The organism is Flavobacterium aestivum (assembly GCF_026870175.2).
GTDB classification, from domain to species: domain Bacteria; phylum Bacteroidota; class Bacteroidia; order Flavobacteriales; family Flavobacteriaceae; genus Flavobacterium; species Flavobacterium aestivum.
Genome location: NZ_CP113977.2, coordinates 3,126,734 through 3,139,305, shown reverse-complemented (window position 1 = coordinate 3,139,305; position 12,572 = coordinate 3,126,734). Strand labels below are relative to the sequence as shown.

18 protein-coding genes are annotated in these 12,572 nt (G+C 37.7%); all 18 read left to right on the top strand.

Annotated elements, in window-relative coordinates; all coding sequences use genetic code 11:
- Positions 1–104 precede the first annotated feature (104 nt).
- The 18 genes from OZP08_RS13400 (at position 105) to OZP08_RS13315 (ending at position 12,408) form a co-directional block, all read left to right on the top strand.
- Entirely contained in the window at positions 105–812 is a 708-nt protein-coding gene (locus OZP08_RS13400) for a hypothetical protein (RefSeq protein WP_281322076.1), read from the top strand.
- 11 nt (positions 813–823) lie between these two features.
- Positions 824–1,573 (top strand): hypothetical protein, encoded by a 750-nt coding sequence (locus tag OZP08_RS13395; RefSeq protein ID WP_281322075.1) that lies wholly within the window; start codon positions 824–826, stop codon positions 1,571–1,573.
- 16 nt (positions 1,574–1,589) lie between these two features.
- Complete coding sequence (locus tag OZP08_RS13390; RefSeq protein WP_268846583.1) at positions 1,590–2,198, top strand: hypothetical protein; 609 nt, start codon at positions 1,590–1,592, stop codon at positions 2,196–2,198.
- Between the two features lie 50 nt (positions 2,199–2,248).
- Positions 2,249–2,797 (top strand): hypothetical protein, encoded by a 549-nt coding sequence (locus OZP08_RS13385; RefSeq protein WP_268846582.1) that lies wholly within the window; start codon positions 2,249–2,251, stop codon positions 2,795–2,797.
- A 74-nt stretch (positions 2,798–2,871) separates the two neighbouring features.
- On the top strand, positions 2,872–3,237 hold the full coding sequence (locus tag OZP08_RS13380) for a hypothetical protein (RefSeq protein ID WP_268846581.1): 366 nt from the start codon (positions 2,872–2,874) through the stop codon (positions 3,235–3,237).
- Positions 3,238–3,259: 22 nt separating this feature from the next.
- Positions 3,260–3,574, top strand: coding sequence for a hypothetical protein (locus tag OZP08_RS13375; RefSeq protein ID WP_281322074.1), 315 nt, complete (start codon positions 3,260–3,262; stop codon positions 3,572–3,574).
- On the top strand, positions 3,562–4,326 hold the full coding sequence (locus OZP08_RS13370; protein ID WP_268846579.1) for a hypothetical protein: 765 nt from the start codon (positions 3,562–3,564) through the stop codon (positions 4,324–4,326). The genes OZP08_RS13375 and OZP08_RS13370 overlap by 13 nt, the downstream gene beginning before the upstream one ends.
- Positions 4,314–4,517 carry a hypothetical protein gene (locus tag OZP08_RS13365; RefSeq protein WP_268846578.1) on the top strand — a complete coding sequence of 68 codons (204 nt, stop codon included), beginning with the start codon at positions 4,314–4,316 and terminating at the stop codon, positions 4,515–4,517. Before OZP08_RS13370 ends, OZP08_RS13365 begins: the two co-directional genes overlap by 13 nt.
- 22 nt (positions 4,518–4,539) lie before the next feature.
- A complete protein-coding gene (locus OZP08_RS13360) occupies positions 4,540–4,974 on the top strand; it encodes a hypothetical protein (protein WP_268846577.1) in 435 nt (144 codons plus the stop codon).
- Positions 4,974–5,399 carry a hypothetical protein gene (locus OZP08_RS13355; RefSeq protein ID WP_268846576.1) on the top strand — a complete coding sequence of 142 codons (426 nt, stop codon included), beginning with the start codon at positions 4,974–4,976 and terminating at the stop codon, positions 5,397–5,399. Before OZP08_RS13360 ends, OZP08_RS13355 begins: the two co-directional genes overlap by 1 nt.
- Entirely contained in the window at positions 5,330–6,058 is a 729-nt protein-coding gene (locus OZP08_RS13350; protein ID WP_281322073.1) for a peptidoglycan-binding domain-containing protein, read from the top strand. The genes OZP08_RS13355 and OZP08_RS13350 overlap by 70 nt, the downstream gene beginning before the upstream one ends.
- Before the next feature lie 103 nt (positions 6,059–6,161).
- Positions 6,162–6,761 (top strand): glycoside hydrolase family 19 protein, encoded by a 600-nt coding sequence (locus OZP08_RS13345; protein ID WP_281322072.1) that lies wholly within the window; start codon positions 6,162–6,164, stop codon positions 6,759–6,761.
- 2 nt (positions 6,762–6,763) lie between these two features.
- The gene (locus OZP08_RS13340) at positions 6,764–7,102 is read left to right on the top strand and encodes a hypothetical protein (RefSeq protein WP_268846572.1); all 339 of its coding nucleotides are present in this window, start codon (positions 6,764–6,766) and stop codon (positions 7,100–7,102) included.
- A gap of 2 nt (positions 7,103–7,104) precedes the next feature.
- Positions 7,105–7,659, top strand: a complete 555-nt coding sequence (locus OZP08_RS13335) for a hypothetical protein (protein ID WP_268846571.1) — start codon at positions 7,105–7,107, stop codon at positions 7,657–7,659.
- 21 nt (positions 7,660–7,680) lie between these two features.
- Positions 7,681–8,163, top strand: coding sequence for a hypothetical protein (locus OZP08_RS13330; RefSeq protein ID WP_268846570.1), 483 nt, complete (start codon positions 7,681–7,683; stop codon positions 8,161–8,163).
- A 1-nt stretch (position 8,164) separates the two neighbouring features.
- Complete coding sequence (locus tag OZP08_RS13325) at positions 8,165–11,302, top strand: zincin-like metallopeptidase domain-containing protein (RefSeq protein ID WP_281322071.1); 3,138 nt, start codon at positions 8,165–8,167, stop codon at positions 11,300–11,302.
- 28 nt (positions 11,303–11,330) lie between these two features.
- Positions 11,331–11,597 (top strand): hypothetical protein, encoded by a 267-nt coding sequence (locus OZP08_RS13320; RefSeq protein ID WP_281322070.1) that lies wholly within the window; start codon positions 11,331–11,333, stop codon positions 11,595–11,597.
- A 4-nt stretch (positions 11,598–11,601) separates the two neighbouring features.
- Positions 11,602–12,408, top strand: a complete 807-nt coding sequence (locus tag OZP08_RS13315) for a hypothetical protein (RefSeq protein WP_268846563.1) — start codon at positions 11,602–11,604, stop codon at positions 12,406–12,408.
- The last annotated feature ends 164 nt before the right edge of the window (positions 12,409–12,572 follow it).

The window sequence follows — 12,572 nt, the reverse complement described above, 5'->3', positions numbered from 1 at the left end:
CCGCAAAAGTCCGCATTACCCTTAATGGCTATAAATTCCTGTCTAATATTTGCACTCAACAATCAAACGATGAGCCTAATATTCTATACAAGACCGAAACGAAAATGAATGCAGATAGCTTGTTACACAGAACTTTATTAGGCGGTCAAGAGTACGAGCCGTTGTTCCCCAAGGTGAGCTCTCAAAGAAGATACCTAGGCAACGGCAATACTTTTGTAACAGTTCAATTAATGCAGAAATGGATAGCAAAGCACAACTATCAAACAAAGAAAATTGCAAAGCTTTTGCAAAGGGATACATTGAAAGAGACCTGTGATCGTATTTATTGGTTTTTATACAATCACATTCAGTATAAAGCCGATAAATTAAATCAAGATTTACAAAGTCCCTCCTATGCATTTGAACATCGTGCAATAGGGATGGATTGCAAATCGTATTCCGTTTTCGCGAGTTGCATACTGGTTAATTTAGGAATTAAACACTATATCCGTCAAATAAGGCAACCGAGTTGGAAACCTGAGCTATTTACCCATGTGTATGTGATAGTGCCTTTAAACCAAGCAACAGCAGACATAAAAGACGGCTATTTAGTCATAGATGCAACAACGAGTAATAACAGAGAACCAATATATGTAATGGCAGAAGATACTGAAGTTAATTTACCGCATTATGGGCTAAACGCCCCAAGACCCGCCCGCAAAGCCTTTGCAAAGAAAACCAAAACCTTTGCAAAGAAAGAATCAAACCTAGGGATTTATGCCATCATAGGCGGAATTATAGGAGGAGCGTTTGTTTTTGGGAAGAAAAATTAAAACAATGAAGTATGATACTAATTAATGCAGATGAAAACGGGTTAGGTAAGCCCAAGTGGATGCGAAACGTCAATTTAAAAAATACCGTAAAAGCGGCAGTTGCCCCACATGCTTTGATTTTGAAAAAACATTCAAAACCGCCACCGCCTCCGCCTCCGCCTCCGCCGCCAGTAACCTACGAGGATGCCGAACCCAGTTACAGTGAATCCGATTCCTTTGAAGACAACGAAGACCAAGGATTAGGAAGATCAAAAAAGCCAAAGAAAGGCATCAAAAAACTAGTTCGAAAAGTAAACTTAAAAAACACCATAAAGGTAGCCAAGTTTGCAGGTCCGCTAGTCGCGGGAATTATACCAGGAGGAGGCACGGCAATGAAGGTATTGGATTCCAAAGTGGGTAAGACGGTTATGAAAGTGGCTAAGTCCAAAATCGTAAAAAAAGGGGTCAAACTAGCGCAATCAAAAGTAGGCAGAGCAGTTGTAAACCAAGCAAGAGCTAAAATTGAAGGGGTAAGCGAAATAGAGCCTAGAGGTTTTTCTGAAACTACAGCTAAGGAAATTACAACTACTGATAGCAATACCAACGCATCAGAAGCTGTGAATGAGCCTGTAGGCGAATTAACTCCCGTAAAACAGGTAGAAGCCGTTACCGAAAAAATGACAGCTCCCGTTGCGGGAAAAAGCAACAACACTATGCTTTATGTCATTGGAGCGGTTGTAGTGGTAGGTGGAATTTACATGGCAACAAAAAAAAGTAAGTAATTAAATCAACAAAAAAATGAATAAAGAGGTAGTAATTATTGGAGGTGGTGTATGTGGCGGTCTAGTATCTAGTGGATTGACTGCATTACTCCCCTACTCAGAAAGTCCAATTATCAATTTGGCAGTTGCAGGGGCTTCCGCTTTTGGAGCCACTAGAGTAAAAGGAGCCAGTACAAAAGACAATTTGCTCAAAGGAGCATTGGTGGGTAGCACACTTACCCAAGTGGCTATAAGTATCAAAAAGATTGCCACAAAAAATCTAAGTGCCCGCCTTATAGGAGACGGTAAAGCCACCCAGTTTATGAAAGGGGCTGTTGGACTTGCCTGCCCTTATGAAGATGGTTTAAACGGTGCGTTTATGGGCGGTGACGGTCATGTTTACCAATACGATGAAAACGGATTGAACGGAACCTATATCGATGAAGCGGGAAACATTTTTCAAGAGAACGGGCTAAACGGCACCTTCACGGATGAATACGGAAACGTTTTCCAAGTGCAGGACGGACTTCACGGAGCATTGGAAGACGAATTGTATCAGAATGGACTTCAAGGAGCGGAAGAATACGTGTACGGTGAAGATGGACTTCATGGAGCCGAGGAAGATCTATACAACGAGATTTATTAACAGCAAAAAAAATCAAACAATCATCAATCAAAAAATAATCAATTAATCAAATGAGCAGAAGAACAGAATTAGCCTCAGCGGTAGCAACTATTAAGGCAAAAGGAAAAGGTGGAATCCCTAAAATTGGTCAGGTAGAATTGACAGACAAAACGTTATACTTGAATGTAGCAGTAAAAGGTCAGGCGGGTATTGTAAATCTTGTTGATGTAAACACCCGTAGAGAGGTGGGAATCACTAACATTGACGGAAATAAATTGAATGCAGGACGTGATTATGTTATAGACGGCATCCGTGTTTTATGGGGACAGGATGCCAACCTAAAAGCCCAAAACTGGGGTACCATAAAAAACCTTATGCCTGCTGAGTTTTTAGCGGCAGAATTTAGAATCAAACAAGCGGGTACCGTTTTGGTCGATATGCCGATTACGGATTTAATGATTGACCCGTTTGTAGCTTTTAGAAGCTTGTCTACTTCTCCCCTAATCCGAAGCAATTTAGAATTCGAGATTGAAATCGAATACCCAAAGAACGTATCGGTTCCAACTGACAAAGAGTATAACGTTCGTTTTGAATTCAGGTCTCACCAAGCCAAACGATAAGGAAAGAGTTTTAAAATAGGCACATGAAGAGCCGTAAACGTAAAGGCTTACGGCTTTTCTTAAAATTAAAAATTATGGCAGCAATACGAGAGAAAGTAATCAATTTAGTTATTCCCAAAAACGAGATGGAAATGTCGTTTAGCACCGCCTTAGACAATGGATTTATTCTAGGGGCTGAATTACACACCAACCACGACGATATAAATAATCTAGCGGTTTATGGTATCTATGACGATAGCGGCGTGGCATTTTCAAAACCATGCCACATCAACCATTGGAAACGCAGGGAAGGTTCGGGATTCGACGACAGTTACAAGCCTTTGCTTTTTGAAACCGAATCGAAAACCTTTAGTTTCAAGGTAAAGACGCAAACTGAAGTATCAAAAGACACCTATTTTCATTTGATTTTGATGTACAAAATCAGAGAAGGCTGCGCTTAAAATAAACCGTAAAAACAGACCTATGAATGATATTTCATTAATAGAGACAGGCTTAGTCTTTTTAAAAGTGAAATCCGACAGGGAAATTCCAATCGAAAACGTAACCACTTTACAAGTGAAAAACAATGGTTTGGTTAGTGTCTTTATCAATGAGCTTGAGCTTCATCCTAACGAACACTTTACCCTTGCCGTCCCAGACGGCACTATTACAAAAGTGATCTTGGACATTCAATTTAGCAAAACAGACGACGGAATCGAAGGAGTGTTTAAAAAATTCAGTTGGCACAAAAAAGAGTTGGACATTATTTATAGAAAATTAATCACATGCAAGAATTAGATACACTTATAGACAAACTCAACACCGACAGCTATTCCGCTATTTCTGTTTTGGATTTGGATACTGCTGCTTTTGTGTTTAGGAATAAACCCCATGCCGAAATCATAGCCGACTATGGTAGTGCTGAAGAATTTTTTGAAACTCTTTTCGCCGATGGACACAGAAGATTAACGTTGACTTTAAAGCGCAAAAATGGTAGTACCTATAAAATGGACGGTAAGAGTTTTGATGTGAATTTTTCGAAAGACACCCAATCGGTTGAACCCGTTAAGCAGCCTGTTACCGTTCATAAAGCTGAACTATTTCCCAACTCGTTTGGCTTGGGGTCACTCGACATGATTAACTTGTTTGTGGCTAAAGGCGATGCCCAACGATTGCATGCCGAAAACGAGATTTTAAAAGCATCTGAGAAAGAAAACAAAAAGCTAATAGAAGAACTCAAGGAAGAGCGTTTGGCAACGAAATATGATACGGCAAGAAGCAACGGGACACAAGAAATGTTGTTGGGAGCCATACAACATTTGCCCACCATCTTGGCAACCTTCAACGGAGCTCCACCAGTTACAGGATTAGCCTCACCTACTGAGAATTATTCAACCCCTGCAAAACAAAATCTTGCAAAAGCTTTGCAAAACCTTGATGATTCAACTGTAAACGTACTACAGAGCATCAACAGCGCAATGAATACCAACCCCGAATTTACTAACGAACTAGCAGAACTATTACAAAAACATCAATTATGGCAGGCATAAATAACAGCACACAAATTAAAGTAACAGGAACCAATCCATTTGAAACCAAATCGAAAGCAAATGCTTTAAGCCAATTATCAAAACTGGATGTAGAGGTACTTACCAAATTGGTTGAATTATCCAAAAGTCCAATGGCAATCACGCACATAAAAAACAATTTCCCTATGATAAAAGGTTTTTTGAGCGCGTAAAAAATCAGAAAACAGTAATCAGATGAATAAGAAAGGTTTAAGAAATCCTGCAATAACTAAAGCATTAACGAGTTCAGAGGGGCAAAAATTAGGCTTTACGGTTTTGAAGGTTGCCTTAATTGGCACTGCCTTTGGGATAGCTTATTACAAACTATTCATGGGTTTTAAGCCCGTTCCTACAGACACAAGATACGAGCCCAGTAATATTAGCGATACCCAAGCCAAAGCCAGAGCCGAAGCCATTTACACCGCTTTATTAGGGTTTGGTGCTAACTACCCTACCGTAGAAAACAATTTATCAGGTCTCAATCATAATGCCTTTATAAAAATCATTAATGCATTTGGTGAGCGCAGAAGTTCAACGCTTTCAAAACTGACTTTGGTAGAATGGCTTCAAGATCAATTTAATGAGGCGGAAATAGCCAAACTTCGATTTCTAATAAAAGGATTTTTCTAATGACAAACACAAAAAAAGCCATACTCGTAAGTGTTTCAGTATTGGTATTGGGAGCGGGAATTTATTTGGCGACCAAAACCAATAAAAACGGAAAAACACTTTTTGGAGGAAAGAAAAAATACATAGACGAAGGCGATACAAACCAAGCTCCTGTTTTTTCCCCAAGCCAAAAAGCAACCGCTTTGTATAATGCCATGAACATTTACAACGGCACAGATGAACAAAGGATAATTGAGGAATTGACAGGAGTTACACAAAAACAGTTTGGCTTAATCAGCAAATCGTTCGGTCTTCGAAACTACAATCGGTTATTGGGATACAATACCATAGGCGGTGCGAATCTCTCTTTAAAAACGTGGTTAAAAGAAGAACTGAGCGCAGCGGATTACAATTTATTGAGAAAGAAATTTCCAATGCATTTATAAAAACAAAGATGATGAAAGTGAGTGATGAAAATAAAGTATTAATTGGGGTTACCGTTATTGGTGTGGGAGCTTTGGGGTTTTTGTACTGGAAAAAAAAGCAGAATGAAGCTCTAAGCAGCACGACGGACAATGTACCGGAGTACGCAGAACCAAGCCCACTAACCACAAACCCTAATCCGCAAACCGGTGCTTCCCTAAACCGAAACCTGCTATTAACCAAAGGCAGCAAAGGTCTTGAAGTTAGAGAATTGCAGCGCTTGTTAGGCGTACCCATTGATGGTGATTTTGGAAGTGTAACCCTTGCAGCTTTACTGGCACAAAAAGGAGTTACGAAGATAAGTATCAATGCTTTTGCTAAAAAAGCAAACGTGAAAACAAAATCTAAAATCCTTGCAAAGCCCATTGTAAAAGCCGCTCGAAAGGTCTTACCCAAAGTAGGTCAAAAATTACAGGCTATAAAAGACACCTCTTTGTTTATTGCAAAAAAAGGAGCCAACGGAAAATATTTTGGTACTGGAGAGAAGTTCTTTAACGGTGGCGATTTAAAATACGGAGATTCGGCTGGAACTTTTGTAGATGTGAACGCTACGGGAAGTTATTTAGTCAAAATATTTGATGGCTTTGCTTTTGTAAAAGCTGATGCCGTAAAACCGTACTAACTATGACCACACAAACCAAAGTAGTTATTGGTGCAATTGCCGTAATGGGATTGTATCTATTATTTAAAAAACCAAAAGTTGAACCCCAAAAAGTAATCCTATAATGAGTTTTGTACTATCAAATAAAACCTTGTTTTATAATGCCTTTGTAAAATACGGTATCACTACTCCCTTAAGAATTGCCCATTTTCTTGGGCAATTGGCTCACGAAAGTCGAAATTTCACCGCTTCAGTAGAAGCAATATCGTACAACAACGCCCAAAAGAAATACCAAAACCATAAATACTTAGGGAATACCAAAGTCGGTGACGGCTATCGATTTAGAGGTCGTGGACTCATCCAATTAACGGGTCGAGGGAATTACCAACGATACAAAAACTATTCAGGAATTGATATTGTAAACAACCCCAGTTTGGCATCTGATTTAGCCATCTCAATAGATATAGCCTGTTGGTATTGGGTTTATGGCAGCTCTTGGGGAAATCTAAACAAATATGCCGATCTCGACAACGTTACCAGTATCACCAAAGGGATTAACGGAGGTACAAACGGACTGGAAGAGCGTATAAAACTCGTAGCCTATTATAAGGCACAAAATGTAACTCTCGAAGTATTAAAAAAAAAAGTTCAATTACCTAATTGGAAGTCTGCTAATGCTTACGCTTGGGATTGGCTCACATTTAATTCTAAAGTATTCAAATAAAAATGAAAAACCTTTTAATCAATAGTTTCAAATATCTTCAAGAGCACTTTTTGTTTATACTGCTGTTACTGGCGGGGATTTTTACCAAAATTTATATCGCTATCAGCAGAGGCAAGAAACCTACGCTAAGTTGGTTTCTTGCTGAAGCTATAGTCAGTGTTTTTGTCGCGTTTTCAGTTTATGTGATTTGTGACCAATACCTAAACCTAAACAAAGTCGTCACCTATGTCATCTGCGCTTGGGGTGGTTCCTTGTCCACTCTTATACATACTGAAGTTGAAGAACTAATAAGCAGCTTTTTTGATGTTCTAAAAGTGCTGCTAAAAACTAAATTTAAATAATCATGTCAAAAAACACTCCATATCAAGATACACTCAAAACCCTTTTGCAAATCCTTTACTTACTTTTAGCCCTTTTTGTTTTTGGGGTAGTATGCAATAGCTGTGCGACAAAGCCTATTGGGAACACGCACACCATTGAACGGGTTATTGAACACCACACGGACAGCGTAAAAAACACACAGGTAAACCAAGCGATTCTCGATAGTTTGATAATTCAAATTGCCAAAGTAAAAACAACAAAGCCCGAATGTGACAGCATAACCCAAGCCACCGTTGACCAGTTGTTAAAACAACTGAACAGCCGTAAAAAATCAGGCGATAATGAAGCAGGAATTCATTACAATGAATTAAAAAAAGAGCTTGTAATCTGGCAGAAAATAGCGCAAACCCAAAGTGAAAATGTAGCCACCAATAAAGAAAAAACAGTTGTCAAAGTAGACAAACAATTCGTAAAAGTACCCGTTAAATACATTCCCCTTTGGATTAAAATTTTAGCCTTTATTGGGTTTGGTTTTCTTGTTTATGTGGGGTATCGAATCGCTCGAATTTGGTTTTAACCCCTGTAAATAAGTAGCAAAATGAGTCTCAGAAATGTAGTTATCACAGTTGGTATAGTGGGTGTTTTTGGTTATTTCTTACTGGGCGATAAAATAAAAAAAATCGTTGAACAGCTTCAAAACGTAAAGGTGTTGCCCGTTGCTTTCAAGAATTTGAATGCCAAATGGAATGACGGAATGCCCTATGTTACTTTCAAACTCGATTTAAAAGTAATCAATCCAACGCCTGTAAATTTCAATGCCAATATTGTAGCGGTAACGCTCAAAAGAATCTTGTTTTATGATAAAAAGAACGTTCTTTTTGGCTCTTCCGAATTAAACATAAACGCCATCACTATTCCCGCCAATTCTAGTATAACCCTAAAAGACATTCCCATTGCATTGGATTTAAAAACTGCAATCAGTACCGCCCTTACCATACTCCATAACGATGGTTTAAAGGTGGATGATGTTAGGATTGTAGCAGTTATTAGTGTTTTAGGAATCGATTACAAACTCTCTTAATATGACCTTAGCACAAGAATTCAATAGTTTAAACGGAACTATAGTAGAAAGGAAATACCTTGAAAAACTACAGGAAATAGCCAAAAAAGAGCAGCATACTGTAATAGAGAAAAGAATAACTAAAGTACTTCATGCTTTTGCGGGTAATACTTTTGCTATTGAAATAAAAAGCCCTGTTGAGCCTTACGGACTAAACGGAGTCGAAGCCGATATGTTATTGCCTACTCTTGAGTATCATTCGGAGGATGATAGTGAGGGACTGGGTAAAGCCGTTTCACCTAATGAAATCTATGATTATATTACAAAAATGATAATCAACACCATCGATACCGTGGGGCATTTGCCTTGGCAAAAAGAGTGGAAAGGTTCGGGAGCTTTAGGAGGTGCCAAAAATTATGTTTCGGGGAAAGAGTATACGGGTGCCAATTACATTCTCAATTTTGACGTAAAATACGATGAAAACGGTGAGCCGTATTTAGTGCCTATACAATTCAAGCAGCCCTATTATCTAACTTTCAACCAAATAAAAAAAGCTAATACCATCCTAAACGAAGGTGCCAAACCCAGACGCGTTATTTATTACACTCTTATTTTTAGTTACGACAATCACAAGGGATTGGCTTTTAAAACGACTGACAGGGCAAAATGGACTGAATTCGTAAAGAGCGAGAATCTGGGCAAAACAGATTTGGACAAAAACAGTTACAAAATTCCAATCATCAAATACTACAACGTTTATCGTGCTGACGATTGTACAGGCTTGAAATTCAAAGAAGACCACACGCCAACCAAAGAGACTGACCCCATCGAGAGTGCGCAGGCTATTATTGACGGCTATCAAAACCCACCAAAATATACTTTTGTGGGTGATGCTGCGGCGTATTATCCGAAGGAAGACCGTTTAAATATGCCGAGTATTACAGCTTTCTCGAGTGAAGAATTTTATTATTCAGCTTATTTCCATGAAGCGGTTCATAGTACCGGACATTCCAAACGTTTAGACAGAGGGAATGACACCCGAAAAAGAGACGGGTCTAAGGAAGATAAAAAAGCGTATGCTTTTGAGGAATTGGTGGCAGAACTGGGTGCGGTTTTCCTTTGTGGGGAATCGGGTATTTTGTTTCACACCAAAGAAAATTCTGCGAAGTATTTGAAAAGTTGGAATGATAAACTAGTGGATGAATTGACCAATGATAACCGTTTCTTTCTCAAAGCTAGCGCTCAGGCACAAAAAGGAACCAACCATATTCTAGGACGTGAAAAGGCAAAAGAGGATGAAACTGAAGGCTCAGAACCTCATGTCCGAATACATAAAAAAGCATCCAATTATGGAAAAAAGAAAGCATTTGTGTCGAAAAAAAGCGTTTTTGTAAAACCGTTCTCCATTAAGGATATTCCATACAACACGGCGTATCATGCACACACGGGTACGAGTTTCAGTCCCGAAAAAAGGGCTGAATCCGAACAAAAAAGTTATGTCCAATTTATGGATGCTGTTTGGGAGCAACAAATGAAAATTGCTGAGAAAAACGACTTGCTTTCTGTTTTTGAAAAACGTTTTCTACGATTTAAAGAAGGGTATTTATCCCATACTCTCGCCTATTTAAAAAGCCGACACGGTCTTTTCTCTACCATGATTGCGGGTAGTTCGAATTTCCCCGTGGCTCGTATGCGCAAAAAAAATGCTATTGTAGACAGCCGATTAAACGCATTGGTTGAATATGGTAAAAAATACCAAAATTTATTCGCAAAAGAATTAAAGCCTGTAATCATAAAAACAGGTTCACAAACAGCTCTTTCACAACTCGAAATAAAATTAAAAAAAGAAGAAGAGCAGCATCAAAAAACGCTTGACTTTAATAAAATCATGCGTAAAAAAATAACGGACGACCAAAAAAAGGAAGAACTTATAAAAATGGGGTTTTCCGAAGATTTTATAAACCAAGCCCATAAAAGTGGATTTACGACTTTGGGAAGCTATGTGAGTACGAATGCATTGGCTCGTATCCGTAATTTAAAAGCTCAAATTGAACTGGAGAAAAAATTGAATGTCAAAAAAGAAGAGGGCAATAAGGAAAAAGATTTTGACGGCGGGAAAGCGGTTTGGAATTATGACATAAACCGTCTTCAGTTGTTTTTTGAGGACAAACCCAATGAAGAGATTAGAACGGCTCTAAAACGTAGCGGATTGGCTTTTAAATGGTCGCCGAAAGAAGGAGCTTGGCAAAGACAATTAAACACTTTTGGACAACACAATTGGAAGTTACTTGTTGCGGTTATACCGAGTTTAGAGAATAAAGGAACGCATCAAGAAAAGTCTGAACCTATTACTGAAGTAAAAGGATTAAACGCTCCAAAAGGTGCTACAAAAAACGAAGTAAATAAACAACTGGGGTATACCCCAAAGGGTACTCCAGAGAAAAATGTAAACAAAAATTCTCTTGCTTACAAGATGGCTAACAGACCTACTAATGTTGACTGTTTCAAAATTGAGAATCAAGATATAGCGGATTTTCTAGGACAAATAGAGCGTAAGCAAAAAGAAAGTATTGTGATTTCGCTTACAGGCGGTCAGGGTTCAATGAAAACGAGAATGTGCTTTCAGTTTATGAATGCGTTAGCTCAAAATTACAAAGTGGGACACGCCAGTATTGAAGAGCATCCCGAAAGCACCTTGTATTACGACAAAGCCAATGAATATTTGAATGCAAAAGCATTGCAGAATATTGTAGCTCCAGAAGTAAAAAGTATTTCAGACTTAGAGAAATTAATACAGGACAGCGAAATTGTAGTAATAGATAGTTTCTCAAAAATGCAGGAAATGCATAAAGGGTTTGAAGTCGATAAAGATTTACGTAAAAAATACAACGGTAAATTATTCATTGTCATTTTTCAACAAACCACAGATGGCAAAATGCGCGGAGGCAGTAAAAGTCAGTTTGATGCGGACATTGTTTTGTTTACCGAAAAAATGGCAGACTATAGAGATAATTATATCTATGCCGACAAAAACCGCTATCAAAACAAACCGCTCGACGGCTTGAAATTCAACATTTTTTATAAAAAGCTAATACAGGACAAAGCCGAAACGGTGTCAGAACCAAAGGCGAAAAAGAAATTATCATTCCTGGTAAATTAATCAAAAATCAAATTAATAAAAATCAATCATGGCAGTAAAAAAAACATCAGTAAGAGGATTAAAAACGGTATGTTCCAGAGTATTAAAAAGTACAGGGCTTAAAGCAGACGGCACTTTAAAAAAAGGATTTAAGTATCTTAAAGGAGGTAAAATTGTAAAAGTAACTGTAAAACCAACCGTAAAGAAGAAAAGTGTTAAGAAGAAAGTTGCCAAAAAGAAACCCGTTAAAAAAGCAACCAAAAAGAAAGTAGTTAAAAAGAAAGCGACCAAAAAGAAAAAAACGGTAAAAAAATAAGCAAATGAGTCCAATAGTAAAATTCATAAAAGAAGCAAGCGGCAACGTATCGCTTCGAAAAATAGCGGACAACACTATTATTACTTCTTTTAATCCTGCCCAAAATGTGGTTAAGGATTTATCAAACACCAATAAATTTAAAATACAAAATGAAACTTCGTTTAAAAAGAGTCCCTTTGTTTTAGATTATCGCGAAATTGACGGTTCCGTTTGTGAACCTATAATTTATTCGTCTAGCGTTGACGATTTTTTAAAGGAACTTTCGGAAAAATTTTTCTTTGAGAATAATGCAGACGGACAAGGACAAGCTCAAGAGGTACATGTGACTAATTTTCCGCCTACAACTCCTTTTTTTAAAATATACGAGAGTCCACAGTATAGAGGAAATGTTTACGGTTTTACATCTTACACACAATCCAAAAAATATATTGTCCAGTCAGTTTTTCAGCTTGCCAGTACTTCACAAATTAATTTTTGGGCTCCCAATCATTTTGACAATGAGAACGGTTTAAGTACTATGATGACTGATAGTGCCGAAAATAGATTAATCCCATCTATTGATACTTTCCAAATGAATGGCATGTACATAAAAATCACATCAACATTTAATTTTTGGGGTGGTAGGTATCATTTATTGCGTATCTACCAAGATACGAGAACAAATGAAGTGTACTTAATGGCAAATCAAAGTATTGCTATTGGTAATTATATTCCTTTTGACTTTTCGACTTTAAAAGCAGTTGATGGAGGATTCTTAATAGAATGCCTTAGTCTAAATCTTAAAATTGAAGTGAGGAATAAGTTTTTCTAAAATTAAGCCATTTTATTTATTGTGTGAATAGCGGTGCAATTGGTACCGCTTTTTTTTGTTGATAAACCTCTTATCAAATTAAAAATTAGTCTTACTTTTTAACAACAATAGAAGTCGATTGTAAAATACAATACAACAATTATTACTTTCAATTATTTTTTTAA